General features: G+C 64.3%; 23 protein-coding genes. 8 read left to right on the plus strand and 15 right to left on the minus strand.

Annotated elements, in window-relative coordinates; all coding sequences use genetic code 11:
- The first annotated feature begins 115 nt into the window (after positions 1-115).
- On the plus strand, positions 116-1,054 hold the full coding sequence (locus tag ACNFHO_RS25400) for a S66 peptidase family protein (protein WP_416767750.1): 939 nt from the start codon (positions 116-118) through the stop codon (positions 1,052-1,054).
- Between the two features lie 35 nt (positions 1,055-1,089).
- On the opposite strand, the gene ACNFHO_RS25405 is transcribed toward ACNFHO_RS25400, so the two are convergent.
- The 5 genes from ACNFHO_RS25405 to leuS all read right to left on the minus strand — a co-directional run bounded on the left by ACNFHO_RS25405 (position 1,090) and on the right by leuS (position 7,171).
- On the minus strand, positions 1,090-2,403 hold the full coding sequence (locus ACNFHO_RS25405; RefSeq protein ID WP_054892817.1) for a lytic murein transglycosylase: 1,314 nt from the start codon (positions 2,401-2,403) through the stop codon (positions 1,090-1,092).
- A gap of 54 nt (positions 2,404-2,457) precedes the next feature.
- Positions 2,458-2,622 (minus strand): alternative ribosome rescue factor ArfA, encoded by a 165-nt coding sequence (gene arfA / locus ACNFHO_RS25410; protein ID WP_039580593.1) that lies wholly within the window; start codon positions 2,620-2,622, stop codon positions 2,458-2,460.
- Between the two features lie 203 nt (positions 2,623-2,825).
- Positions 2,826-3,863 carry a DNA polymerase III subunit delta gene (gene holA / locus ACNFHO_RS25415; protein ID WP_112897242.1) on the minus strand — a complete coding sequence of 346 codons (1,038 nt, stop codon included), beginning with the start codon at positions 3,861-3,863 and terminating at the stop codon, positions 2,826-2,828.
- A gap of 36 nt (positions 3,864-3,899) precedes the next feature.
- Positions 3,900-4,505 (minus strand): LPS assembly lipoprotein LptE, encoded by a 606-nt coding sequence (lptE, locus tag ACNFHO_RS25420; RefSeq protein ID WP_054892819.1) that lies wholly within the window; start codon positions 4,503-4,505, stop codon positions 3,900-3,902.
- A gap of 59 nt (positions 4,506-4,564) precedes the next feature.
- Entirely contained in the window at positions 4,565-7,171 is a 2,607-nt protein-coding gene (leuS, locus tag ACNFHO_RS25425) for a leucine--tRNA ligase (RefSeq protein WP_416767752.1), read from the minus strand.
- Positions 7,172-7,409: 238 nt separating this feature from the next.
- Here leuS and ACNFHO_RS25430 point away from each other — a divergent pair, with 238 nt between their 5' ends.
- Positions 7,410-7,724: a hypothetical protein gene (locus ACNFHO_RS25430; RefSeq protein WP_054892821.1), complete on the plus strand. Its 315-nt coding sequence runs from the start codon at positions 7,410-7,412 to the stop codon at positions 7,722-7,724.
- A gap of 130 nt (positions 7,725-7,854) precedes the next feature.
- Positions 7,855-8,616 carry a YdcF family protein gene (locus tag ACNFHO_RS25435; protein WP_063542613.1) on the plus strand — a complete coding sequence of 254 codons (762 nt, stop codon included), beginning with the start codon at positions 7,855-7,857 and terminating at the stop codon, positions 8,614-8,616.
- 110 nt (positions 8,617-8,726) lie between these two features.
- Here ACNFHO_RS25435 and lnt read toward each other — a convergent pair whose 3' ends face one another.
- From lnt to ACNFHO_RS25475, 8 genes are all read right to left on the minus strand, one after another.
- The gene (lnt, locus tag ACNFHO_RS25440; RefSeq protein WP_112897244.1) at positions 8,727-10,244 is read right to left on the minus strand and encodes an apolipoprotein N-acyltransferase; all 1,518 of its coding nucleotides are present in this window, start codon (positions 10,242-10,244) and stop codon (positions 8,727-8,729) included.
- Positions 10,245-10,252: 8 nt separating this feature from the next.
- A complete protein-coding gene (locus tag ACNFHO_RS25445) occupies positions 10,253-11,092 on the minus strand; it encodes an HlyC/CorC family transporter (protein WP_054892824.1) in 840 nt (279 codons plus the stop codon).
- A gap of 29 nt (positions 11,093-11,121) precedes the next feature.
- Positions 11,122-11,595 carry an rRNA maturation RNase YbeY gene (ybeY, locus tag ACNFHO_RS25450; protein ID WP_125930854.1) on the minus strand — a complete coding sequence of 158 codons (474 nt, stop codon included), beginning with the start codon at positions 11,593-11,595 and terminating at the stop codon, positions 11,122-11,124.
- On the minus strand, positions 11,588-12,586 hold the full coding sequence (locus ACNFHO_RS25455) for a PhoH family protein (protein ID WP_063542619.1): 999 nt from the start codon (positions 12,584-12,586) through the stop codon (positions 11,588-11,590). Before ACNFHO_RS25455 ends, ybeY begins: the two co-directional genes overlap by 8 nt.
- A gap of 131 nt (positions 12,587-12,717) precedes the next feature.
- On the minus strand, positions 12,718-13,269 hold the full coding sequence (locus ACNFHO_RS25460) for a tetratricopeptide repeat protein (protein WP_054892827.1): 552 nt from the start codon (positions 13,267-13,269) through the stop codon (positions 12,718-12,720).
- Positions 13,270-13,499: 230 nt separating this feature from the next.
- Positions 13,500-14,783, minus strand: a complete 1,284-nt coding sequence (hemL, locus tag ACNFHO_RS25465; RefSeq protein ID WP_054892828.1) for a glutamate-1-semialdehyde 2,1-aminomutase — start codon at positions 14,781-14,783, stop codon at positions 13,500-13,502.
- A 17-nt stretch (positions 14,784-14,800) separates the two neighbouring features.
- A complete protein-coding gene (gene thiE, locus ACNFHO_RS25470; RefSeq protein ID WP_416767755.1) occupies positions 14,801-15,424 on the minus strand; it encodes a thiamine phosphate synthase in 624 nt (207 codons plus the stop codon).
- A gap of 14 nt (positions 15,425-15,438) precedes the next feature.
- A complete protein-coding gene (locus ACNFHO_RS25475; RefSeq protein ID WP_063546626.1) occupies positions 15,439-16,236 on the minus strand; it encodes a hydroxymethylpyrimidine/phosphomethylpyrimidine kinase in 798 nt (265 codons plus the stop codon).
- A 264-nt stretch (positions 16,237-16,500) separates the two neighbouring features.
- On the opposite strand from ACNFHO_RS25475, the gene ACNFHO_RS25480 reads away from it, so the two are divergent.
- The 4 genes from ACNFHO_RS25480 to ACNFHO_RS25495 all read left to right on the plus strand — a co-directional run bounded on the left by ACNFHO_RS25480 (position 16,501) and on the right by ACNFHO_RS25495 (position 22,516).
- A complete protein-coding gene (locus ACNFHO_RS25480) occupies positions 16,501-18,489 on the plus strand; it encodes a 7TM diverse intracellular signaling domain-containing protein (protein ID WP_416767758.1) in 1,989 nt (662 codons plus the stop codon).
- 99 nt (positions 18,490-18,588) lie between these two features.
- The gene (locus ACNFHO_RS25485; protein WP_416767760.1) at positions 18,589-20,232 is read left to right on the plus strand and encodes an acyl-CoA dehydrogenase family protein; all 1,644 of its coding nucleotides are present in this window, start codon (positions 18,589-18,591) and stop codon (positions 20,230-20,232) included.
- Positions 20,233-20,377: 145 nt separating this feature from the next.
- Complete coding sequence (amn, locus tag ACNFHO_RS25490) at positions 20,378-21,880, plus strand: AMP nucleosidase (RefSeq protein ID WP_178117571.1); 1,503 nt, start codon at positions 20,378-20,380, stop codon at positions 21,878-21,880.
- Between the two features lie 6 nt (positions 21,881-21,886).
- A complete protein-coding gene (locus ACNFHO_RS25495) occupies positions 21,887-22,516 on the plus strand; it encodes a pseudouridine synthase (RefSeq protein WP_112897249.1) in 630 nt (209 codons plus the stop codon).
- 29 nt (positions 22,517-22,545) lie between these two features.
- Here ACNFHO_RS25495 and ACNFHO_RS25500 read toward each other — a convergent pair whose 3' ends face one another.
- A complete protein-coding gene (locus tag ACNFHO_RS25500) occupies positions 22,546-22,749 on the minus strand; it encodes a DUF2788 domain-containing protein (RefSeq protein ID WP_013974331.1) in 204 nt (67 codons plus the stop codon).
- Positions 22,750-22,803: 54 nt separating this feature from the next.
- Positions 22,804-23,280, minus strand: coding sequence for an Lrp/AsnC family transcriptional regulator (locus ACNFHO_RS25505; RefSeq protein WP_016712159.1), 477 nt, complete (start codon positions 23,278-23,280; stop codon positions 22,804-22,806).
- A 405-nt stretch (positions 23,281-23,685) separates the two neighbouring features.
- On the opposite strand from ACNFHO_RS25505, the gene ACNFHO_RS25510 reads away from it, so the two are divergent.
- A complete protein-coding gene (locus ACNFHO_RS25510) occupies positions 23,686-24,525 on the plus strand; it encodes a DUF6515 family protein (protein ID WP_416767763.1) in 840 nt (279 codons plus the stop codon).
- The last annotated feature ends 11 nt before the right edge of the window (positions 24,526-24,536 follow it).

Genomic DNA, 24,536 nt, shown 5'->3' on the forward strand with positions numbered 1-24,536 from the left:
CGATGCACGCTGAAAGGCGGCATCGGCATTTTTGTTTTCCGGGGCAGCGCTGCCTATGTGCGTCCTTCATTAGCCCCGTTAGAGTGGCCAGCCCTCATATGCAAGGAATCGCACGATGAACTGTCTTGAAACCCCGGTCTTCAGCCTGCCCAGGGCATTGCCCGGCAACGCCTGCTTCGCAATTGTCGCACCAGCGGGGCCTGCACGGCTGGATGTGGGCAAGGCGCGTCAATGGTTCGAGCAGCGTGGCTTGCGTTGCCGCATCTACCCGGGCGCGCTACAGGCCGACGGCTACCTGGCAGGCAGTGACGAGCAACGCGTGCGTGACCTGCACGACGCCTTCGCTGACCCTCGGATCGACGCGATCCTGTGCATGCGAGGTGGCTATGGCAGCATGCGGCTGCTTGATCGGCTGGATTTCGAGCTGATTCGTCGCCACCCCAAACCCTTGATCGGCTACAGCGACATCACCGCCCTGCACACGGCAATCCATCGCCATGCCGGGTTGCTCACCTTCCATGGCGGGATGCTCAATGCCGACCTGCTCGGTGCCAAGCTCGAGCCGACCGTCAGTTCGTTGTTCCAGCAATTGCAGGGGCAGCTCGGGCGAGGCGATGCCATCGAGCACCCGGCGGCGTTTGGCCTGACGACCGTGGTCCGTGGTGTCGCCAGCGGGCGGTTGGTGGGTGGCAACCTGTCGATGCTTGGGGCGACTCAAGGCACCTTGGCGCAGATCGATACCCACGGCAGCATCCTGTTCATCGAGGACGTCAACGAGCCCCTGTACCGGGTGGACCGCCTGCTGACCCAGTTGCGTCTGGCTGGCACGCTGGAGGGGGTCAAGGGTGTGCTGGTGGGAGACTTTGCGGGGATCACGGTGACGGCGTTGGAGCCATTGCTCAGAGACGTGTTCGGGCCGCTTGAGGTGCCGGTGCTGGCAGGATGGCGCAGTGGACACTGTGATCCGAATGTCTGCCTGCCGCTGGGGGCGCAGGTGCGGCTGGACAGTGATGCACAGAAGCTTGTGCTGGAGCAGGCGCTGTTCATGGCCTGAAGTTATCGGGGCTGCACGAGCAGCCCCGATGCGTTCTAGCGCCGCAGGCTATCGAGCAGCTTGTGCGTCGGATACCCATCAGCCGGCCAGCCTTGGGCCTGCTGAGCATTGCGAATGGCTTTGCGGGTGTTGGCACCGATGATGCCATCGGCGTTACCGGCTTCGTGCCCGCTGGCATTGAGCAGGTTCTGCAGCTCCATGCGCTCGCTGCGGCTCAGTGGCAGGTCGTCCTTCGGCCACGAACCGGCAATGAAACCCCAGCCCGAGAAGCGATCACCCAGCAGGCTTACCGCCAGGGCGTAGGACGAGGAATTGTTGTACTTCAGGATTGCGCGGAAGTTGTCCAGCACCAGGAATGCCGGTCCGCGTGCGCCTGCTGGCAGCAATAGCGCTGCCGAGAGCTGGTTGCTGCCGCTGGGCAGTTGGGTGCCGGTCGGCAGGGTCACACCCAGGCTCAACCATTCGCTGACCGACTTGCGTTGGGCGCCGTCTGCCAGCCAGTAGTCGAAGCCTGCCGGCACCTGAACCTCGAAGCCCCAAGGCTGGCCACGCTTCCAGCCCGAGCTTTGCAGGTAGTGCGCGGTGGAGGCCAGGGCGTCTGCCGTGCTGTTCCAGATGTCGCGGCGGCCATCGCCGTCGAAGTCCACCGCGTGGGTGTTGTAGGTGGTAGGGATGAACTGGGTCTGCCCCATTGCACCGGCCCAGGAGCCGCGCATGGCCTCGGGCTGAATGTCGCCGTTCTGGAGGATCTGCAGCGCGGCGATCAACTGGTCCTGGGCGAAGGTGGGGCGGCGGCCCTCATAGGCCAGGGTGGCCAGCGAGCGGATCACCGACTTGTTGCCCTGGAACTGTCCGAAATTGCTCTCCATGCCCCATACGGCAACCAGTACCTGGCGGTCGACGCCATAACGTTGCTCGATACGGCCGAGTAGCTCGGCGTGCTGTTCCAGCAGTTTCTTGCCGTTGCGCACGCGCAGGGGGGACAACGCACCGTCGAGATATTCCCAGACCGGGCGGGAGAACTCAGGCTGGCTGCGATCGGCCTTGATCACGTCCATGTCGGGCGTCACGCCAACGAATGCACGGTCGAAGGTGCTTGGGCTGATACCAGCTTGCAGCGCTTGTTGGCGGAAGCCCGCCTGCCATTGGGCGAAGGTCTGCAACGGTTGGATTTCGCTGCTGGTGTCAGTGGCGGTGCCGGGCAGGGTAACGTTCGGAGCGGGCTGGGCAGGGGCCAGCGGCAGGGCGTCGGCGGCGGTGGGTTTTTCCGCGCAGGCGACGAGCAGGATGAAGCTGGAGGCCGCGATCAGCTGGCGGGGGCGCCAGCGCTGGGAAAGACTGAAGGACATGCACAGATCCAGTTTTGCAGTTCAGGTGCCGACCATATCATGCCTGCGCCTTTTTCAGGCGGCCAGAAAGCAAGAAGCCTCCCAATCTCTCGATTGGAAGGCTTCGCGGCGGTAGCTGCCCTTGCCCTTTTCCGGTCGTTCCTGGCGGCAGCGGAACAGGGGTTGGGCGATGATCGACTTGGCCTTGTTGGGGCCGTGTTTTTTCGGCTTCTTGCTCATGGCGGGGTTCCCAGGTTGGATGAACTTGGGGGCCGACTTTATGGCCTAGGCGAACGGGGAGCCAATTGATTGTGTGTATTGACGTTGAGTGACGACCTGTGACACCCCTGTGGGAGCGGGCTTGCCCGCGAATCAGGCAACGCGGTGAGTGGCACCGGCTGCGCCGGTGTTCGCGGGCAAGCCCGCTCCTACAGTAGTCCCAATTATTCCGAAGGCAGCGCCAGGCGCTGTCCGGCCATCAACAGCGACAGCCGCGACAGCCCGGTCCACGGCGAACCCTCAGCCTGGCCTTTGATCTGTGCGTCGATGCGTTGGGCATCCTGCAGCAGTTGCGCCCAGCGTTGCGCTGACAGGCGCTGCAGGGCCTTGCTGACCAGAGGGCGGCGTTTGTCCCACACGGGCGGGCGCGCCTGGCTGAAGGCCTTGTCCAGCGGTACACCCTGGCTGAACTGCTGGGCCAGCCCCGCCAGCAGGCGCAGCTCGCGGGCCAGCGCCCATAGAATGACGGGCGGCTCGACCCCCTCGCCACGCAGCCCTTCGAGCATGCGCAGCGCATGCCCGGCCTCGCCGTTGAGGATGGCATCGACCAGGCCGAAGACATCGAAGCGGGCGCTGTCGGCGACGGCGGCCTGAACGGTCTCGACGGTGATCTGGTTGCCCTCGGCGAGCAACTTGAGTTTCTCGATCTCCTGGGCGGCCGCCAGCAGGTTGCCCTCGACCCGTGCGGCGATCAGGTCGACGGCATCGCGCTGTGCCGACAGCCCGGCCTGGGACAGGCGCTGGTTGATCCATTGCGGCAATTGCTGGGCGTCCACCGGCCAGATCTGGATGAACTGGCAGTGTTCGCCTTCGATGATGGCCTTGCCCCACTTGGTCTTCTGCGCGCTACCGTCGAGCTTGGGCAGGCTGACCAGCAGCAGCGTGTCTTCGGCAGGGTTGGCGCAATACTCCATGAGCGCGGCAGCGCCCTTGTCGCCGGGTTTGCCCGACGGCAGGCGTAACTCCAGCAGACGACGTTGGGCGAACAACGACAGGCTGGCACCGGCCAGCAGCAGGCTGCCCCAGTCGAAATTGGCATCGGCGCTGAACACCTGGCGTTCATCGAAGCCCTGCTGGCGCGCGGCGGCGCGAATGGCGTCGGCGGCTTCCTGACACAGCAGCGGATCGTCGCCACTGACCACATAGACCGGGGCCAGTGTGCCTTGCAGGTGCTTGTTGAGTTGGGCGGGAGAAAGCTTCATGGGATGGGCGGGGCACCAGCGGTGCCCCGTTCAGGCTCAATGGGCCGGGACTTCCAGCGGCGATTGCTGGGGCGTGTTGTCCTGGATGCGCTGGGCCTCTTTCAGGGCTTCGGCTTCGGCGCGTGCACGCTCGTCAGCCTTGCGCTGAAGGTGCGCCAGGTGCTCCGGGGTAAGCTGCTGCAGGCGGACCATCATGCCCTGGACCAGGTCGCGACGCATTTCCTGGCGAACCTGAGTGGCTTCCTGGGTGGAGCCGGTAATGTTGTTGCCGTCGTAGACATAGATCTTGCGTACTTCCAGCTTGTCTGCGAGCAGTACTGCATCGTTCTGACCCTGAACCTCGTAGTTCAGCACGGTGGTCAGCTCGTATTCAGCAGAGCGGCTGCCGCCGGAGTAGGTCGCCGCGCGCTGGCTGTCCTGCTCGTTGGTCAGTACCAGTTTGTAGGGCGCGCCGGCCTGGACCTTGACACCACTGTTCTGCAGGGTCTGGCGCAGTTGGGTGACGGTCTCGCCGTAGGCGTTACGTGCACCGAGGTCCAGCTCCTTGAGGGCAATTTCGTTGGTGCCGGTACCGCGCAGCTGGAAACCGCAGGCACTGAGCACGGCGGCCAGGCCTATTACCAGCAGATTGCGTTTGATCATGTTGTTGCTCCCTTGTGGGCCTGTTCCGCCCGCCCCGTGTCTAGGGGCGGGCGTTGCCATCAGTTGGCGACGATGTTGACCAGCTTGCCCGGTACCACGATGACCTTGCGGATGGTCAGGCCATCGAGGAAGCGCAGGACATTGTCGTTGTTACGGGCGGCGGCTTCGATTTCCTCGCGGCTGGCGGCAGCGGGCATTTCGACCTGGCCACGCAGCTTGCCGTTGACCTGGACCACCAATGTGATGGTGTCCTGTACCAGCGCGCTTTCGTCGACGGCCGGCCAGCCAGCATCGATCACCGCCTGGGTGTGGCCCAGTTCCTTCCACAGTGCGTGAGAGAGGTGCGGGGTGATCGGTGCCAGCAACAGGGTGACGGCCTCCAGGCCTTCCTGCAGCAGGGCGCGATCCTGTTCGCTGGCTTGCGGAGCCTTTTCCAGGATGTTCATCAGGGTCATCACCTGGGCGATGGCGGTGTTGAACTTGTGGAACTGACCCACGTCGGTGCTGGCTTGCTTGATTGCTGCGTGGATGCCGCGGCGGATGACCTTCTGCGCGTCGTCCAGGGCGGCGATGTCCAGCTTGCCTGGCAGGCCCTGGGCAACATGGCCATGAGCCAGGCGCCAGACACGGCGCAGGAAGCGGCTCGCGCCCTCGACACCGGAGTCGGACCACTCCAGGCTCATGTCGGGCGGCGAGGCGAACATCATGAACAGACGGCAGGTGTCGGCGCCGTAGGCGTCGATCATGGCCTGCGGGTCGACGCCGTTGTTCTTCGACTTCGACATCTTCTCGGTGCCACCGATTTCCACCGGCAGGCCGTCGGTCTTCAGGCGTGCGCCGATGATCTTGGCCTTGGCATCGCGCTCGACCTCGACGTCGGCCGGGTTGAACCAGTCACGGCCGCCGTTGCTGGCGACGCGGTAGTAGGTTTCGGCGACGACCATGCCTTGGGTCAGCAGGTTCTTGAACGGCTCGTTCGAGGTGACCAGGCCTTCGTCGCGCATCAGCTTGTGGAAGAAGCGTGCGTAAAGCAGGTGCAGGATGGCGTGTTCGATACCGCCGATGTACTGGTCGACCGGCAGCCAATGGTTGGCCGCTTTCGGGTCGACCAGGCCACCCTCGTAGTTGGGCGAGGCGTAGCGGGCGAAGTACCAGGACGATTCGACGAAGGTGTCCATGGTGTCGGTTTCGCGCTTGGCCGCGGTGCCGCATTTCGGGCAGGTGCACTCATAGAACTCGGGCATGCGCGCCAGTGGCGAGCCAGCGCCGTCCGGCACCACGTTCTCTGGCAGCACGACCGGGAGCTGGTCTTCCGGCACCGGCACGTCGCCGCAGGACGGGCAGTGGATGATCGGGATCGGGCAGCCCCAGTAGCGCTGGCGGCTGATGCCCCAGTCGCGCAGGCGGAACTGGGTGCGCGACTTGCCGAGGTCCTTGCGGATCAGCGCGGCTTCGATGGCGTCGAAGGCGCCGGCGAAGTCCAGGCCGTCGAACTCGCCGGAGTTGATCAGTTGGCCGTGCTCGCCATAGGCGGCCAGCCATTCGCTGCCGACTTCGTCGCCGGCGCTGGTGCGCACCACGGCCTTGACCGGCAGGTTGTACTTTTGAGCGAACTCGAAGTCGCGCTCGTCATGGGCCGGAACAGCCATTACCGCGCCATCGCCGTAGTGCATCAGCACGTAGTTGGCGACCCAGACCGGCAGCTTCTCGCCGGTGAGCGGGTGCTCGACCAGCAGCGAGGTGGCCATGCCTTTCTTCTCTTGCGTGGCCATGTCGGCCTCGGCCACGCTGCCGCTCTTGCATTCGTCGATGAAGGCTTGCAGCGCCGGGTTGCCCTGGGCGGCCTGGGTGGCCAGCGGGTGCTCGGCGGCGACGGCGACGTAGGTGGCGCCCATCAGAGTGTCGGGACGGGTGGTGAAGACCTTCAGCGCGCCCTCGTGACCGATGCTCGCATGGTCGTAGGGGAACTGCACTTCCATGCCACGCGACTTGCCGATCCAGTTGCGCTGCATGGTCTTGACCTGCTCTGGCCAGCCCGGCAGCTCGTCGAGGCTTTCAAGCAGCTCGTCGGCGTAGTCGGTGATGCGGAAGTAGTACATCGGGATCTCGCGCTTTTCGATCAGCGCGCCCGAACGCCAGCCGCGGCCGTCGATGACCTGCTCGTTGGCCAGCACGGTCTGGTCGGCCGGGTCCCAGTTCACGGTCCCGTTCTTGCGATAGATCACGCCTTTTTCGAACAGGCGGGTGAACAGCCACTGCTCCCAGCGGTAGTAGTCCGGCTTGCAGGTGGTGACTTCACGCGACCAGTCGAAGGCCAGACCCAGGCTCTTGAGCTGGGTCTTCATGTATTCGATGTTTTCGTAGGTCCACTTGGCCGGGGCGACGTTGTTCTTCATCGCCGCGTTTTCCGCCGGCATGCCGAAGGCATCCCAACCCATCGGCTGCAGGACATTCTTGCCCAGCATGCGCTGGTAGCGGGCAATGACGTCGCCGATGGTGTAGTTGCGCACGTGGCCCATGTGTAGCTTGCCGCTCGGGTACGGGAACATCGATAGGCAATAGTAAGTATCCTTGCCTTGCTGTTCGGTGACAGCGAACGATTGTTGCTCGTCCCAGAAGTTCTGGGCGGCGGCTTCTAAATCACGGGGCTGGTATTGTTCGTGCATGGCTACTTTTGCTGAGAGTGAAGAGACCTTGTTTCCAGGCAGCGCAACCTCGCTGCGTCCGGCACTCCGGTGTCGATGAGAGTGAACGGCCTAGCATACATGAGCGTCGCGCGTCGTGGGAAACCCAGAATGCGATTGACGCCGCGCGGGCCGTTTGTCGCAGCGGGCTGCTGCTTTTTTCAGTGCCGCTAAGCTCATCTATGGGGGGAGATATTCTTACCTTCAATGAGGTGAACGGATGGGAGAGTCGCAGCTAACCGCAATCAAACCGGAGCTATACGAACGCCTGATCGACCGACTGGGCCTGGCACTCGAAGTGGCCAGAACCTCGGTGCGACTGCGCGACGAAATGCCAGCAGAATTGGAGCTGCGCGGCCTGAGCCCCGCGGAGTTCCAGGTGATCAAGGCTTATCTGGACACGCTTCCGGAGAGCCGTTTCGCCAGTGCCGGCGCCTACCCTCAGCCGGAGTCGGGCAAGGGCAAGATCGTCTGGCTCAAGGACCGGCAGCGCCCCGCTGCAATGGACAGATCCAGAACGCAACCTTCCCGATAGCCGTTCAGGACACCAGGCCCGCGTCGTTTCGTGACGCTTCTTCGATACACCACTCTGATCGACGCCGGTCGCGCACTTGTTGCCCGGCGTCGATCCTCTTAGGCTGCACCTCTTCTATTGAGGTGTGCGCATGCCGATTCGTTTTTTCGTCAAGCAGTGGCTTATGCCGCCGGGCTTGCTGTTCCTGTTGTTGTTGGCGGCCTGGTGGATGCGCAAGCGCCGCCCGCGCCTGGCCGGGTTGTGTTTTGTCATCGGGCTGGCGGGCTTGTGGCTGATGAGCCTGCCGCTGGTGGTACAGGAGTCGGCGCGGGCGTTGGAAACCGAGGCGCCCCTGGCGCTGGATGAGTGGGCCGGGTTAGCCGCGCGTGCCGATGCCATCGTGATCCTGGGCGCAGGCCGGGAGCGTGGCGATCCGGCCTGGGGCGGACAGGACCAGCCCGCTGGCACGGCGCTGGAGCGCATGCGCTATGCGGCGCAGTTGGCCAAGGCTTCGGGCTTGCCGGTGCTGACCACCGGCGGCCTGCACTACGGCACGCCGCCGAGCGAGGCGCAACTGATGGCCGATCGGCTCAAGGCTGACTTCGGGGTGGATGTGACCTGGAAGGAAGAGGCCAGCCGCACGACCTGGGAAAACGCTCGTTTCAGCGCCGATGTTCTGCAGCCGTTGGGCCTGCGCCGTGTGGTGGTGGTGACCCAGGCCTGGCACATGCAACGCTCACGCTGGAGCTTCGAGCAGGTGGGGTTCGAAGTGGTGCCCGCGCCAGTGGGTTTCCTGGGGGGCGATCATGCGCGACCGTTTGCCGGGCTGCTGCCGGAAAGCCGGGCGATCTGGCAGAGCGGGCAGTTGCTCAACGAGGCGATGGGGCTGCTGGGATACCGATTGTTCTATTGATGTGGCAAACGCTGTGCTGGTCTCTTCAAGGGGAGCCCGCGCCCACAGGCACTGGGCCGTGAAGACCTTGCAGTGCCTGTGGGGGCGGGCTTGCCCGCGAAAAAAGCCCGCTAGAGGGCTCTGGCAATCCTGGCGGCCAGCAGCGCCCAGCCCATCAGCAGCACGCAGAGGATTGCCAATGGCCACGAGCGCCACTGCAGGTAAGGCGTGAGCTGCTGCATCGGCACCACATCCCCATACAGAATCGCCTTCTGGAACTGCGGAATCTGGGTGGTGATCCTGCCGAACGGGTCGATCAGGGCCGTTACACCATTGTTGGTGGCGCGGATCATCCAGCGGCCCGCCTCGAGTGCGCGCATCTGTGCCATCTGCAGGTGCTGTAACGGGCCGATCGAGGTGCCGAACCAGGTGTCGTTGCTGATGGTCAGCAGCAGATCGCTCTGCGCTGCCAGCTCTGCGGCGAATTCCGGGTAGACCACTTCGTAGCAGATGTACGGCGCTATCTGATAGCCCTTGGCCTGCAGCAGAGGCTGGTCTTCCGGCCCGCGGGCGAAGTCGGACATCGGCAGGTTGAAGAACTCGATCAGCCCGCGCAGCACGTCCTGCAGCGGAACGTACTCGCCAAATGGCACCAGCTTCTGCTTGAGGTAGGTGCCGTCGCCTTCGCCGGTCACGGTGATGCCGTTGTAGTAGCGGCGCTGATGGTGCACCACTTCGCGGATCGGCACCCCGGTGATCAGCGCCGAATGACGGTCAGAGGCGAAGCTGCCCATCATGTCGATGTAGCCCTGGGCCTGGTCCTTGAGCACCGGTACTGCGGTCTCGGGCCAGATCAACAGGTCGACCGGCTTGGAGCTCAGGCTCATGTCGCGGTACAGCGCCAGTTGGGCGTTGACGTGGGCCGGGTCCCATTTCAGGTCCTGCTCGACGTTACCCTGCACCGCAGCCACTTTCAGTGGCTCGCCGGCCGGTCGGGTCCAGGCGTGGTCCTTGAGCGCCAGGCCGATGCCCCACGGGGCGACCAGCAGCAGTGCGCCCACGGCGAGGAAGGCCGGGCGTGCCCGCAAACGGTGCAGGTTGCACAGCAGTGCGGCAGACAGCGCCAGGGCGAAGGAAATCAGCCAGACACCCCCCAGTGGCGCAAGCCCCGCCAGCGGACCGTCAAGCTGGCTGTAGCCGGCGTAGAGCCAGGGGAAACCGGTCAGGAACCAGCCGCGGAACGCCTCCTGCAACAGCCACAGGGCGGCGAAGCACAGGGCGTCAGCCAGTGGTGCCTCGTTGCGCCGCAGCCAGCGCGCCCAGAGCCAGGCGGGCAGGGCGAAGAACCAGGCGATGGCGGCGAAGAATGCCACCAGCAGCAGGGTCGCCAGCAAGGGCGACGCCCCGCCGTAGGTATTGATGCTGACGTAGATCCAGCTGGTGCCAGCGCCATACAGGCCGAACCCATAGCACCAGCCGCGACCCAAAGCCTGGCGCGGGCTGAGCTCGCGCAGGCCGAGGTAGAACAGCATGATCGCCAGCAAGGCGATCGGCCAGATGTCGAAGGGCGCCAGGGCCAGGGAGGTGGAAGCGCCGGCCACCATGGCCAGCAGGTTACCGGGCCAGCCGGGGCGGGTGATCCAGCGCATGTTCGTCCTTAGCGGGTGATCGGGGTCAGGCGCAGCAAGTGTATCCGGCGGCTGTCGGCATTGAGGATGCGGAAGCGATAGGCGCCGATTTCGGTGGTCTCGTTGCGCTTGGGCAGGTGACCAAAGGCGCTCATGACCAGGCCGCCGACAGTGTCGAACTCATCGTCGGAGAACTCGCTGTCGAAGAACTCGTTGAAGTTCTCGATCGGCGTGAGCGCTTTAACCAGGAAGTCGCCACTGGGCAGTGGCTTGATGTAGCTGTCTTCCTCGACGTCGTGCTCGTCCTCGATGTCGCCGACGATCTGCTCCAGCACGTCCTCGATGGTTACCAGGCCCGCGACGCCGCCGTATTCGTCGATGACGATGGCCATGTGATTGTGGTTGGCGCGGAACTCGCGCAGCAGCACGTTCAGGCGCTTGGACTCCGGCACGAAGGTGGCCGGGCGCAGCAGGTCCTTGATGTTGAAGCTGTCGCCGTTCTCCTTGAGGATCAGCGGCAGCAGGTCCTTGGCCAGCAGGATCCCGAGCACATCGTCATGGCTTTCACCAATCACCGGGTAGCGCGAGTGCGCGGCGTCGATCACCGCCGGCAGGAATTCGCGTGGGGACTGGCTGGCCTTGATGCTGATCATCTGCGAGCGCGGGACCATGATGTCGCGTACCTGCAGGTCAGCGACCTGGATGGCACCTTCGACGATGGTCAACGCTTCGCTGTCGAGCAGCTTGTTCTGATGGGCTTCGCGCAGCAGCTCGAGGAGCTCCTGGCGGTTTTTCGGCTCATGGGCAAAAGCCTGGGTCAGTTTACCCAGCCAGGACTTCTGCCCGTTGCTCGATCGATCTTCGCTCATGGCGGTTTACTCGTGTTCCTTTGCAGTGATCAAGGGTTGATTGAATCGATGTCGTCATCGGCGTACGGGTCAGGATGACCCAGTTCGGCCAGCAATTCGCGTTCCAGGGCTTCCATTTCCTCGGCCTCATCGTCGTCGATGTGGTCGTAGCCGAGCAGGTGCAGGCAGCCGTGAATGACCAGGTGCGCCCAGTGTGCCTCCAGCGCCTTGCCTTGTTCGCTGGCTTCGCGCTCGACCACCGGCACGCAGATGACCAGGTCGCCCAGCAGCGGAATATCCAGCAGTTCGTCGGGCACGTCAGCAGGGAAGGACAATACGTTGGTCGCGTAGTCCTTGTGCCGGTAGGTGTTGTTCAGTTCGCGGCCCTCGGCCTCGTCGACCAGGCGGATGGTCATTTCCGAGTCGGCGCTGCGCTGGCGCAATGCCAGCTCGCACCAGCGGCGGAATGCCGCGTCATCCGGGGCGGGGGTATCGGTGGCCCGTTGCAGATCGAGTTCAAGCATCTTTGGCGGGCGCCTCGGGCTTGGCCTGGCGGGCTTCGAAGCGATCGTAGGCTTCGACGATGCGCTGCACCAGCGGATGGCGTACCACGTCCTTGGGCTGGAAATGGGTGAAACTGATGCCCGGGACGTCCCTGAGCACTTCGATCACGTGAGCCAGCCCCGACTTGGTGCCACGCGGCAGGTCAACCTGGGTGATGTCGCCGGTGATCACTGCAGTCGAGCCGAAGCCGATGCGGGTGAGGAACATCTTCATCTGCTCGAGGGTGGTGTTCTGGCTTTCGTCGAGGATGATGAAACTGTTGTTCAGCGTGCGGCCGCGCATGTAGGCCAGCGGGGCGATCTCGATCACCTGGCGCTCGATCAGCTTGGCCACGTGCTCGAAGCCGAGCATCTCGTACAGGGCGTCGTACAACGGGCGCAGGTAAGGGTCGATCTTCTGGGCCAGGTCGCCGGGCAGGAAACCGAGCTTCTCGCCGGCTTCGACCGCCGGGCGCACCAGCAGGATGCGGCGCACCTGTTCGCGCTCCAGCGCATCGACGGCGCAGGCCACGGCCAGGTAGGTCTTGCCGGTGCCGGCCGGGCCGATGCCGAAGTTGATGTCGTTGGCCAGGATTTCCTTGACGTAGCGCTGCTGGTTGGCCCCGCGCGGGCGGATGTTGCCCTTGCGCGTGCGCAGCGAGACGCTGACTTCGTTGACGGCGGGGTTGTCGATGTTCTCGACCGCCGACTCCTGGAGATAGAGGTGGACCGTTTCCGGCGACAGGTCGGTGGCCTTGGTCTCGCGATAGAGACGGCGCAGCAGCTGTTCGGCGGCGGAGGTGGTCTTGGGCTCGCCGATCAGTTCGAACTGATTGCCGCGGTTGCGGATCTCGATGGCCAGGCGTTGTTCGATCAGGCGCAGGTGCTCGTCGAACTGGCCACACAAGTTGGCGAAACGGTGGGCCTCGAAGGGTTCGAGGGTGAAGCGATGGGGTTGTATGGGTGCGTTCAAGGTCGGTTCAAGGCGCTCGACGAAGGATATGAACTCAAGAATAACCCTTGAGCGACAGTGGCGAAAGATCTGAAACGATCAAGGGCAAGGCTGACAGTCTGCCAGCACCATTTGACGATTGGATGATCGGATCAGGGCAGCGGCGAGAACGGCGTGCGCCCTTCGGCGCTTTGCAGCTCCAGAAGGTACTTGCGGAAGATCTGCCCGAGCACTTGCGTGGCATGCTCGAGTTCGTCGCGGGGCATCTGCTCGGTGACTTCGTCGGCCATGTCCAGCGCGTCTTCGGCGCCGTTGACCGCAGCGATCTTCAGCAGGATATAGGCCTGGACGTTGTTGGCCTTGACCCCCTCGCCATGGAAGAACATGCCGCCCAGACGATATTGGGCCTGGGCATGACCCTGCAGCGAGGCTTTCTCGAACCAGTTCAGTGCCTTGTTCAGGTCCTTGGGGGCCTGGTTGCCGGTGTAGTAGAACTCGCCCAGTTCGTACTGCGCCTGGGCATCGCCGGATTCCGCACTTTGCGCGCAGGCTTTCAGCGCATTCTCCAGGTCTTGCGGCTGGGCATTGAGAGTGCAGCGGCCCGTCGCTGGAATCAGCAACGAGTTACCGCCCTCTGCCAGGGCCAGCAGGGGCTGAAGAAGCAACAGGCAGCCCAGGGTGAGGGCGCGGCCGGTGCGGTTCATGGGGATCGACTTACCTCTGCAAAGCTGCGGCCAATGTCTCTGGTGGCACATTATGGGATAAGCAGCGCCAACCTTACAAAGTTTTACTCGAAATTCTGCATCGAGGTGTATTTGTGCGACTTGTGATGGGGCTCACGTTTTGCTCTGAAGCAGCCTCCTCGGGGTACAACCCTGCCCCACAGACGATAGCTGTGGGGTGGGCTTGCCCCGCGATGAGGCCGTCAGGTGGGTCACTTCAGCTTGGCAAATGCCCGCTCGGCCGCATCCAGGGTGATCTGCAGCTCTTTCTCGCCATGGGCGATGGAGGTGAAGCCCGCTTCGAACGCACTCGGTGCCAGGTACACACCGCCTTCGAGCATCAGGTGGAAGAAGCGCTTGAAGCGCTCTGCGTCGCTGGCCATCACATCGTCGAAGGTGACGATGTCGTCGGCACCGGTGAAGTACAGGCCGAACATCGCACCTGCCTGGGTGGTGACGAACGGCACGCCGGCAGCATCGGCGCGTTGTTGCAGGCCGTCGAGCATACGGCTGGTGAAGGCGCTCAGCTCGTCGTGGAAGCCCGGGCGGCTGATCAGCTTGAGGGTGGTCAGGCCGGCGGCCATGGCCAGCGGGTTGCCAGACAGGGTGCCTGCCTGGTAGACCGGGCCGAGCGGGGCGATGCAACCCATGATCTCGCGCTTGCCGCCGAAACAGCCTACCGGCATGCCGCCACCAACGATCTTGCCGAAGGTCGACAGGTCTGGGGTAATGCCGTAGTGGCCCTGGGCGCCACCCAGCGATACGCGGAAACCGGTCATCACTTCATCGAAGATCAGCACCACACCGTGCTTGTCGCACAGCGCGCGCAGGCCTTCGAGGAAGCCTGGCGCCGGCGGTACACAGTTCATGTTGCCGGCTACCGGCTCGACGATGATGCAGGCCACTGTCTGGCCAACGTCGGCGAGGGTCTTCTCGACGGCTGCGATGTCGTTGAACGGCAGGGTCAGTGTGTGCTTGGCGAAGTCGGCCGGCACGCCCGCCGAGCTCGGCACGCCTTGGGTGAGCAGGCCGGAACCGGCTTTGACCAGCAGGCTGTCGGAGTGGCCGTGGTAGCAGCCTTCGAACTTGATGATCGCATCGCGACCGGTGTAGCCACGGGCCAGGCGAATGGCGCTCATGGTGGCTTCGGTGCCTGAGCTGACCATGCGCACCATCTCCATGGACGGCACGATCGAGCAGACCAGGTCGGCCATCTCGGTTTCCATGGCGGTCGGCGCACCGTACGACAGGCCGTGCTCCAGCTGACGGCGTACCGCGTCCAGTACGTCCGGGTGACCGTGGCCGAGAATCATCGGCCCCCAGGAACCGACGTAGTCGACGTAGCGCTTGTCGTCTTCATCGACCACATAGGCGCCTTCGGCATGTTTGAAGAACAGCGGGGTGCCGCCAACGCTCTTGAAGGCGCGCACCGGCGAGTTGACGCCGCCGGGAATGTGCTTCTGGGCTTGGGCGAACAGGGTTTCGGAACGGGACATGGGATCTTCTCTCGAAATCAGGAAGCGAACAGGGCGTTGAAGGCGCGGGCGCGGCGGGTGACTTCCTGCGCGCTGTCGGCACCGAACAGGCCGTGGATCACCGCCAGCAGGTCGGCGCCATGGGCGACCAGCGGGGCGGCGTTGTCGAGGGTGATGCCACCGATCACTGCGATCGGCAGCTTGACCTGGGCGCGGGCCTGCTCGATCAGGTCGAGGCGGGCGGCCGGGGCGCCGGGCTTGGTCAGGGAATTGAAGAAGCGGCCGAAGGCCACGTAGCTTGCCCCTTCGCTGGCCGCCTGTGCGGCCAGGTCGAGGCTGGCATGGCAGGTCGAGCCAATGATGGCGTTGCGCCCGAGCAAGGCACGGGCGGGTGTGAGCGGGCCGTCGGTCTGCCCCAGATGCACGCCGACGCCCAGGCGCGCGGCCAGCTCGGCGTCATCGTTGATGATCAGTTGGGTGCCGTAGCGTTCGCAGAGTTGCATCAGCGCTTCGGCCTCGCGCAGGCGTCGCGCCGCATCGTCACCCTTGTCGCGGTACTGCAGCAGGCAGACACCGCCTTCGAGCGCTGCCTCGACTTGCGAAAGGAAACGGCCGGCGAGCAGCTGGCTGTCGGTGATCGCGTACAGGCCGCGTAGCTTCATGTGATGGCCTCGTATCAGGAGCAGAAGTCCAGGGGCAGGCGGCGGGGCACGTACTGGCCCTTGCCCAGTTGCTCGGCGTCGCGCAGCGTGCGCCAGGTGTAGTCCAGGGCGCTGCGGACCGCGCTTTCGAGCTGCTCGCCCAACGCCAGGCGACCGGCCAGGGCGCTGGCCAGCGTGCAGCCTGAACCATGGTAGCTGCCGGGCAGGCGCTGGCAGGTCCAGGTGTGTTGCTGGCCGCTGCGGCTGTACAGACGGTTGTGGATTTCCACCTCGTCGCCATGGCCGCCGGTAATCAGAAGATGCTCGCAGAACGGCAGAAGTTTCTCTGCGCATTCGTCTGCGCTGCCGTTCGGCAGTTCGGCAAGGATGCGTGCCTCGGGCAGGTTTGGCGTGGCGATGGTGGCCCGCGGCAGCAGACGCTCGCGCAGGGCGTAGCCGACCTCGTCCTTGCCTAGGCGGCCGCCACCACCGGCACGCAGCACCGGATCGCAGACTAGCGGCAGGTGCGGATGCGCGGCGAGGAGTTCGGCGACGGTATCGACCATCTCGGTCGAGCCGAGCATGCCCAGCTTGACCGCTGCCACGCTGGAGTCGGTCAGCACGGCGTTGGCCTGGGCCAGCACCCACTCGCGGTCGAGCACGCGGAAGTCGGAAACGTTGACGGTATCCTGGACGGTCAGTGCGGTCACGGCAGGGGCGGCGTGACAGCCTTGGGCGATCAGGGCTTCGATATCTGCCTGCAGGCCGGCGCCGCCACTGGGGTCGTGGCCGGAGAGACAGAGGACAACGGGGCGGGAGCTGTAGGTATTCATGGTCGGCGAGCTTACCATCAAACCCCTTTGCGCGAATCGGCGAGTGCGGCAATTTAGTTGACCGTTTGGTCAGCTTGTGTCTGTGGTAATGCCTGAAATTACCGTTCTAGAGCGCTTTCTGGCAAATTGACAGTGGCTGCTGGACGGCTCCCAAGGCTATGCTAGAGTGCTCGGATAACTCTATTAACGGCGCTGCCGGGTTTCGTCGTCTCAAAGGGATGGGAGGCAATCACGACGCAACCGCGCAGACCATGCTGGGGCTGTATGCGCTATTTGCTGATTGTGCTCTTGGGCTGCCTGCCCCTGCTCGCCGGAGCGGTCGATTTCGACGATGCTACCCGGCAACTCCCCTTGGGCAAGCTGATGCAGGTCTACGAAGACGTAGATGGCAGCGCCAGCATCGACCAGGTCAGCGCGCCAGCGTTCGCCTCGCGCTTTCGCACGCACACCCAGGACGTACTCAATGCCGGCTACTCGACGTCGGTGTTCTGGCTGAAACTCGACCTGCGTCCTGTCGGTCTGCCAGCAGCCGCGCCCCGCCAATGGTTACTGGAACTGGCCTACCCACCGTTGGATCACCTGGAGCTCTACCTGCCTGACGGGGAGGGCAAATGGCGCCTGGCGCAACGCACCGGCGATGCCTTGCCCTACGCTAGTCGGCAGATCCGGCAGAACAACTACCTGTTCGAGCTGCCTTTGCCCCGTGAGCAGACCACCACGGTCTACCTGCGACTGCACAGCCAGGGATCGGTGCAGGCGCCGCTGACCCTCTGGTCGGCCGAGGCCTACATCGAATCGCAGCCGGGGCGCTTCTACGTACTGGGCATGATCTACGGCGTACTGCTGGTGATGCTGGTCTACAACCTGTTCATCTATCTGAGCGTGCGCGATGTCAGCTATCTCTACTACATCCTTTATATAGGTGCGTTCGGCCTGTATCAGATCTCGGTGAACGGTGCCGGGGTCGCTTACTTCTGGCCTGACAGCCCCTGGTGGACCAACGCCGCCACGCCATTGTTCATCGGTGCGGCCGGTCTGTTCGGCTGCCAGTTCACCCGTCAATTCCTGCAGGTGCGTCGCCTCAGCCCGGGGTTCGACCGGCTGTTGTTGCTGTTGATGGCCTGGGGTGTGCTGGTGATGCTGCTGGCCGTCAGCCTGTCCTATGGCGTGGCGCTGCGCATGGCCACGGCGTTGGCGCTGACCTTCACGGTGAGTGTGTTTGCTGTCGGTGTGATGGCCTGGCGGCGTGGCGTGCGCGTTGCGCGCTGGTTCGTCATCGCCTGGACGGCGTTTCTGCTCGGCGGGCTGGTCAATACGTTGATGGTGCTGGGTTACCTGCCCAACGTGTTCCTGACCATGTACGCCAGCCAGATCGGCGCGGCACTGGAAGTAGCGCTGCTGTCGCTGGCCCTGGCCGATCGCATCAACCGCCTGCGCGAGGAACAGTCGCGGGCGCTGCGTGACAGCGGCCGAAAACTCGAGCAGCTCAATCAGCAACTGGCGCGCAGCAATCGACTCAAAGATGAATTCCTCGCCACCGTCACCCATGAGCTGCGCACACCGATGAACGGCGTGATCGGTTCGCTCGAACTGATGCAGACCCTGCCCATGGGCGCCGAGCAGGCGCAATATCACCGCACGGCCGTGGGTTCGGCACAGGACATGATGGCGATGGTCGACGACATCCTGATCCTCACCGAACTCCAGGCGGGCCGTCTGCGCGCTCACGGCGCACCGTTCAGCCTTCGGCGACTGTTGCAGGAGCTGCGGGCAGGGTATGCCGGGCAGGCACTGGGCAAGGGGTTGTACCTGAGCCTGGACGTGCCTGCGGACCTGCCCGACAGCCTGGTGTGCGATGCGCAAAAGCTTGCCCGCTGCCTCGCCTGCCTGGTGGACAACGGGTTGAAATTCACCCATCAGGGCGGTGTGATGATCCAGGCCCGCGGTCGCCGGATCGGCCCCGACAGCCTGGCGCTGAGTGTGACGGTCAGCGACAGCGGCATCGGTTTCGACGATCTGGACCAGGCCATCCTGTACCAGCGCTTTTTCCAGGTCGATGGTTCCATGACCCGGCGCTATGGCGGCCTGGGGATCGGCTTGTCGATCTGTCGCCAGTTGGGCGAGCTCATCGGCGCGCGTCTTTCCCATGAGTCGACGCGTGGCCTGGGCAGCCGCTTCGAGCTGGCGATGACGGTGGCTGTGGCCCAGGTGCAGGCCCCTGCCGGGCGAATGGCTTCCGGGCCTGGGGCTTAGTAGGTCGGGTCGCCAGAATCGGCGCTTTTGCCACTTTGACTCATGGAGAATGAGTGCTTCACTGGACTTTCCAGGCCAGTTCGGATCCAGGAGCCGCCCATGAACCTGCACCAGTACGCCGAAACCCACGAAGTCACCAACCAGCCGCCGCCGCTCGACGGCGCCAATCTGTACCGCCTCGATGTCCCGCTGCAGGAATGGTCGAGGCGTTTCGGGGCGGGATGGGCCGAGGCGCGGATCGATGCCTATGGTGCCTTGGCGGGCGGGCCGCTGATGGCTGCAGGGTTCCTGGCCAATGCCCACAAACCCGAATTCAGCAGCCACGACCGTTATGGGCACCGCATCGACCTGGTGACCTTCCATCCGGCCTACCACGAGCTGATGCGCACTGCGGTCGAGCATGGCCTGCCCTCGTTGCCGTGGGCGGAGCCGCGCGCTGGCGCCCATGTGGCCCGGGCCTCGATGACCTACCTGCACAGCCAGGCCGAAGCCGGCACCGGCTGCCCCTTGACCATGACCTTTGCCGCCGTGCCGGCGCTGCGCCTGCAGCCGGAGCTGGCCGAATACTGGCTACCCAAGGTACTGGCGCGTGAGTACGATCCGCGCAACATCGGTGACCAGCACAAGGCCGGGGTGACCATTGGCATGGCCATGACCGAGAAGCAGGGCGGCACCGACGTGCGTGCCAACACCACCCGCGCCTATCCGGTCGGCACGCCCGGACCGGGGCAGGCCTACGAGCTGGTGGGGCATAAATGGTTCTGTTCGGCGCCGATGTGCGATGCCTTCCTGACCTTGGCGCAGACCGAAAAAGGCCTGAGTTGCTTCCTGCTGCCGCGCCATCGACCGGACGATCAGCGCAACCAGTTCTACATCCAGCGCTTGAAGAACAAGCTGGGCAACGTATCGAACGCCTCCAGCGAGGTCGAGTTTCGGGGGGCCCTGGCCTGGATGATCGGTGAGGAGGGGCGCGGCGTGCCGACCATCATCGAGATGGTGGCCATGACCCGCTTCGACTGCATGGTTGGCTCCAGTGCCTTGATGCGCCAGGCCCTGACCCAGGCCACCCATCACTGCGCGCACCGCAAGGTCGGCGGCAAGCTGCTCAGCGAGCAGCCTCTGATGCAGAACGTGCTCGCTGATCTGGCGCTGGAAAGCGAAGCAGCGTTGGCCCTGAGCCTGCGCATGGGCCAGGCGCTGGATCAGCTCGACGATCCGCAGCAGGCGCATTTCGCCCGTCTGGTCACGGCGGTGGGCAAGTACTGGATCTGCAAGCGTGCCCCGGCGATGATCAACGAAGCGGCCGAATGCCTGGGCGGCGCCGGTTATGTCGAGGACAGCATCCTGCCACGGCTGTACCGCGAGGCGCCAGTCAACTCCACCTGGGAGGGCTCGGGCAATGTGCAGTGCCTGGATGTGCTGCGTGCGCTGTCCAAGGAGCCGGGCGTGCTCGAGGCCCTGTTCGTCGAGCTGGGGGATGGCCATGGCGATCCGCGGCTGGCCGCGCACATCGGCAACCTGAAGGGGGCATTCGCCGACACCAGCGACATCCAGTACCGGGCACGCCAGTTGACCGAGGACATCGCCGTGGCGATTCAGGCCAAGCTGCTGCTCGAGGCGGGCAATGCCACGGTGAGCGATGCATTTATCGGCAGTCGGCTGGGCACGGGCGGCCGGGTGTATGGCGCGTTGCCGCGTGGCGTCGATGCCCAGGCCCTGATGGAGCGGGCCACTCCGCTTTGATCGCGTTGGCCCCTTCGCGGGTAAACCCGCTCCCACCGGTGCTGCGCTGTATTTGAAACTAGCGGTGAACGTGTGGGCGCGGGTTTACCCGCGAAGGGGTCGCCATTTACCACCGGGGGTGTTTTTAGCGCCGAAGGCAGGCAAGATGGAAACCCTGCATGCACTCCAAGACAGGAAGCCCAGCGTGAGCCAAGCCTTTGTAGTCGTTGATACCCCCGAACAGGCCGTCGATCGTCTGGCGGCCCTGCATGAACAGGCCACCGGGGCCCTCAGCCAGGCCCTCAAGCGTTACCTCAAGGACCGCACCGAGCCGGACGAAGACCAGCGCGCCCAGTTCCGCTATCCGGCCCTGCGCCTCACCTACTACAGCCAGGGCGAAGTTGCCGCCACCACGCGCGCCTATGCCAAGGTGCAGGTCGCCGGGACCTACAGCGTCACCGTCACCCAGCCGGCCGCCTTCCGCGGTTATCTGCTGGAGCAGCTACGCCCGTTGATGAGCGACTACACCGTGACGGTGGAAGTGGGTGTCAGCGAGCAGAACATCCCGTATCCCTATGTGGTCGACCAGGGCGACGAACTGGCCGGCAGCGGCATCACTGCCGCGCAGCTGGCGCGGGTGTTCCCCAGCACCGACCTGTCTGCCGCCACTGACAACATCGCCGATGGCCTGTACGACTGGGAAAGCGCCGAGACGCTGCCACTGGCGCTGTTCGACGCCGCCCGCGTGGACTTTTCGCTGCGTCGCCTGGTGCACTACACTGGCAGTGACTGGCGCCACATGCAGCCGTGGATCCTGCTGACCAACTACCACCGTTATGTCGACCAGTTCATTGCCCATGGCCTCGAGCAGTTGCGCCAGGATCCGCGTTTCGTGCGCATGGTGCTGCCGGGCAATGTCGTGATCGAGAAGGGCATGGACAACGGCGAGGCCCAGGCTCTGGTGGCGGGCGTGGTCTGGCATCGCTACCAGATGCCGGCCTACCACCTGATCGCCGCCGACGGTGATGGCATCACCCTGGTCAACATCGGTGTCGGCCCGTCCAACGCCAAGAACATCACCGACCACCTGGCCGTTCTGCGTCCGCACTGCTGGCTGATGATCGGCCACTGTGGCGGCCTGCGTCAGTCGCAGACCATCGGCGACTACGTGCTGGCCCACGCCTACATGCGTCGCGACGGCATCCTCGATCGCGTGGTGCCGCCGAACATTCCGATCCCGGCCCTGGCCGAGGTGCAGCTGGCGCTGCAGGAAGCGGCGGCGCAGGTGACCGGCGAGCGCGGCGAGCAACTGAAAAAGCGTCTGCGTACCGGCACCGTGCTTACCTATGACGACCGCAACTGGGAGCTGCGCTGGGCCCAGGAGCGCCCGCTGATCAACCTGTCGCGCGCCGTGGCGGTGGACATGGAGAGCGGCACCATCGCCGCACAGGGTTATCGCCTGCGTGTGCCCTACGGCACCTTGCTGTGCGTTTCCGACAAGCCACTGCACAGCGAGATCAAGCTGCCGGGCTCGGCGAACGCCTTCTACAACCGTGCGGTCAGCCAGCATCTGAAGATCGGCATCGCTGCCCTCGACCTGCTGCGCACCGAGCTCAACTCGCTGCACTCGCGTAAACTGCGCAGCTTCGATGAGCCGCCGTTCCGCTGAGGATCCATGCCCCTGCCACCCCGCTCCAAACCGCGCCGCCCGGCGGCGCGTCCTTCCGGCCCGCGTCGCCCGCCCAAGGCGCCGCCGGCCGAGCCTCGCCTGATCCTGTTCAACAAGCCCTTCGATGTGCTGACCCAGTTCAGCGACGACCAGGGGCGCGCCACGCTCAAGGACTTCATCGATATCCCGGGTATCTACCCCGCCGGGCGTCTGGACCGTGACAGCGAGGGGCTGCTGCTGCTGACCAATGACGGCGGTTTGCAGGCGCGCATTGCCGACCCGAAGCACAAGCTGCCCAAGACCTATTGGGTGCAGGTCGAAGGTGAGCCGAGCGAAGAGCAGTTGCAGCGTTTGCGCGATGGAGTCGTACTCAACGACGGCAAGACTCTGCCAGCCGAGGCACGTCTTCTGGATGAGCCAGCGCTGTGGCCGCGCAACCCGCCGGTACGCTTTCGCAAGAGCATTCCCACCCATTGGCTGGAATTGGTGATCCGCGAAGGGCGCAACCGCCAGGTGCGACGGATGACGGCGGCGGTGGGGCTACCGACCTTGCGTCTGGTGCGGGTCCGGATCGGTGACTGGAGCCTCGATGGGCTGGAGCAGGGCTGCTGGCGCGAGGTGCCGGCACGGCTGTAAGCCTGCGCCGGGGCCTGCTCGGATTTGCGCTACACCCCTTCGAGAAACCCCACCACCACGCTCTTGATGATGAAGGCCAGCACCCCCAACCCCAGCACGAAGAACAGGATCAGCGTGCCGAAGCGCCCGGCCTTGGACTTTTTCGCCAGGTCCCAGACGATGAAGCCCATGAACCCGATCAGCACGGTGACCAGGATGATCATCATCCATTCTTCGAAAACGGCGGGATCCATCTTTAAAGCTCCAGGCAGTCTGAAGACCCGATCATACGCCGGGTATCGCAGGTTTTAACGGAGGTGGGTCAATGGCATCTCGGTACTGGCCAGTACCTGGTTGAGCACGAAGCTCGAACGCACGCTGGTGACGCCTTCGATACGCGTCAGGCTGCCGAGCAATAATTTCTGATAGTGGTCCATGTCCGGTACCACCACCTTGAGCTGGTAGTCGGCGTCCATCCCGGTCACCAGGCTGCACTCAAGCACCTGGGGCAGGTTGCGAATGGCGGCTTCGAAGGTTTCGAAACGCTCGGGGGTGTGGCGGTCCATGCCGATCAGCACGTAGGCGGTGAGGCTCAGGCCGAGCTTCTTGCGGTCCAGCAGGGCCACCTGGCGCGAGATATAGCCGTCGTCTTCGAGCTGCTTGACCCGCCGGGAGCAGGGCGAGGGGGACAGGCCGATACGCTCGGCCAGTTCCTGGTTGGAAATGCGTGCATCGCGCTGCAATTCGGCAAGAATGCTCAGGTCGTAGCGGTCGAGCTTGCTCATCAAGAATGCCTTTTCTGTTCGGATTGCGGCGAATTATCAATCCTGAGTGAAAAATTGCGCAAGTGCTATTTATCAGAGCAATCTTCGCAATCCTCTGCCGCACCCATTCCTCTATCTTTATCAACAGAATCACTGCCCGGACTCAGGTCCACGGCGACGCGCCCTAGGCGGGCGGTCGCGGCCAGCCATCCAACCGGATCGCCCTGGCCCCCGGGCTGCACAGCGTCCAGAAGACACTGTGAGGTGAGCCGACGCCACAAGCGTCGAGCACGGACGACAATTCCTGAAGGGAGGCCAATGGCCTCCCTTTTTTATTGCTCGTGTGCCTGGGGGGATTTCATCTGCCTGCCCCCGCCTCAGGTTAGACTGCTGCCATCAAGCGCTGTGGTTATCGAGAGGACGAGCATGAGGTCACGCATCTGGCAGTGGGCGGGTGTTGGTTTGCTGGGCATGGGCATCAGCCTCGGGGCGCTGGCCCAAGGGCCGGGCGACGGGCGTGGCTGGGGTGGCCAGCAGGAGCCCAACGGTCCAGCCCAAGGTAGCTCGCCACTCAACTCCCGTGACGAAGTGCGCCAGACCCAGCCACCGCGCCAGGGCTACTATCAGGATATTCCGCGCCGCAACGGCGATATCCGCCACTGGGAGGCGGGCGGCTCTGGCCAGCGCCCGGGCGGTGATTGGCAGGACCGACCCGACGGCCATGGCAATGGCTGGGGGCCGGGGCCGCAATACCGCCCTGGCTACACCACGGACCGTTTCCCGGACCGTTACTGGAAAGTGCCTTACCGCGGTCAGGACTACTTCTATTCAGGCGGCTACTGGTATCGCCCGCATAGCGGCGGCTACATCGTGGTGCGCCCGCCTTATGGCGTGCGGGTGAACTACCTGCCTCCCTACGCCCAGGAAGTGTGGTTGAGCGGATTGCTCTACTTCCTGGTAGCCGATACCTACTACCAGTATCAGCCTGACAGCCAGGAGTACGTGGTGGTCAATCCGTCCGCCCCGGCGTATGCACCGCAACCCCAGCCTCAGGCGGACAATGGTTATGACGTCGTCGCCTATCCGGCGAACGGACAGGGCCCGGAGCAGCAGGAGCAGGATCGTTACCAATGCCATCGCTGGGCCGTCAGCCAGTCCGGGTTCGATCCGGCCACGGCCACCTATGCGCCACCGGCCAATGTAGCCAACGGCTATCGCCGCTCGCTGGCAGCGTGCCTGAGCGGTCGGGGGTACAGCGTCAACTGAGGGGCGAGGCT

This window comes from Pseudomonas sp. NY15374 (assembly GCF_048068255.1).
Lineage (GTDB): Bacteria > Pseudomonadota > Gammaproteobacteria > Pseudomonadales > Pseudomonadaceae > Aquipseudomonas > Aquipseudomonas machongensis.

Bases quoted from the DNA above. Each gene is read 5' to 3' on its own strand.
- ACNFHO_RS25400 (WP_416767750.1), top strand. From the start codon at position 116: ATGAACTGTCTTGAAACCCCGGTCTTCAGCCTGCCCAGGGCATTGCCC.
- ACNFHO_RS25405 (WP_054892817.1), bottom strand. From the start codon at position 2,403: ATGTCCTTCAGTCTTTCCCAGCGCTGGCGCCCCCGCCAGCTGATCGCG.
- arfA (WP_039580593.1), bottom strand. From the start codon at position 2,622: ATGAGCAAGAAGCCGAAAAAACACGGCCCCAACAAGGCCAAGTCGATC.
- holA (WP_112897242.1), bottom strand. From the start codon at position 3,863: ATGAAGCTTTCTCCCGCCCAACTCAACAAGCACCTGCAAGGCACACTG.
- lptE (WP_054892819.1), bottom strand. From the start codon at position 4,505: ATGATCAAACGCAATCTGCTGGTAATAGGCCTGGCCGCCGTGCTCAGT.
- leuS (WP_416767752.1), bottom strand. From the start codon at position 7,171: ATGCACGAACAATACCAGCCCCGTGATTTAGAAGCCGCCGCCCAGAAC.
- ACNFHO_RS25430 (WP_054892821.1), top strand. From the start codon at position 7,410: ATGGGAGAGTCGCAGCTAACCGCAATCAAACCGGAGCTATACGAACGC.
- ACNFHO_RS25435 (WP_063542613.1), top strand. From the start codon at position 7,855: ATGCCGATTCGTTTTTTCGTCAAGCAGTGGCTTATGCCGCCGGGCTTG.
- lnt (WP_112897244.1), bottom strand. From the start codon at position 10,244: ATGCGCTGGATCACCCGCCCCGGCTGGCCCGGTAACCTGCTGGCCATG.
- ACNFHO_RS25445 (WP_054892824.1), bottom strand. From the start codon at position 11,092: ATGAGCGAAGATCGATCGAGCAACGGGCAGAAGTCCTGGCTGGGTAAA.
- ybeY (WP_125930854.1), bottom strand. From the start codon at position 11,595: ATGCTTGAACTCGATCTGCAACGGGCCACCGATACCCCCGCCCCGGAT.
- ACNFHO_RS25460 (WP_054892827.1), bottom strand. From the start codon at position 13,269: ATGAACCGCACCGGCCGCGCCCTCACCCTGGGCTGCCTGTTGCTTCTT.
- hemL (WP_054892828.1), bottom strand. From the start codon at position 14,783: ATGTCCCGTTCCGAAACCCTGTTCGCCCAAGCCCAGAAGCACATTCCC.
- thiE (WP_416767755.1), bottom strand. From the start codon at position 15,424: ATGAAGCTACGCGGCCTGTACGCGATCACCGACAGCCAGCTGCTCGCC.
- ACNFHO_RS25475 (WP_063546626.1), bottom strand. From the start codon at position 16,236: ATGAATACCTACAGCTCCCGCCCCGTTGTCCTCTGTCTCTCCGGCCAC.
- ACNFHO_RS25480 (WP_416767758.1), top strand. From the start codon at position 16,501: ATGCGCTATTTGCTGATTGTGCTCTTGGGCTGCCTGCCCCTGCTCGCC.
- ACNFHO_RS25485 (WP_416767760.1), top strand. From the start codon at position 18,589: ATGAACCTGCACCAGTACGCCGAAACCCACGAAGTCACCAACCAGCCG.
- amn (WP_178117571.1), top strand. From the start codon at position 20,378: ATGGAAACCCTGCATGCACTCCAAGACAGGAAGCCCAGCGTGAGCCAA.
- ACNFHO_RS25495 (WP_112897249.1), top strand. From the start codon at position 21,887: ATGCCCCTGCCACCCCGCTCCAAACCGCGCCGCCCGGCGGCGCGTCCT.
- ACNFHO_RS25500 (WP_013974331.1), bottom strand. From the start codon at position 22,749: ATGGATCCCGCCGTTTTCGAAGAATGGATGATGATCATCCTGGTCACC.
- ACNFHO_RS25505 (WP_016712159.1), bottom strand. From the start codon at position 23,280: ATGAGCAAGCTCGACCGCTACGACCTGAGCATTCTTGCCGAATTGCAG.
- ACNFHO_RS25510 (WP_416767763.1), top strand. From the start codon at position 23,686: ATGAGGTCACGCATCTGGCAGTGGGCGGGTGTTGGTTTGCTGGGCATG.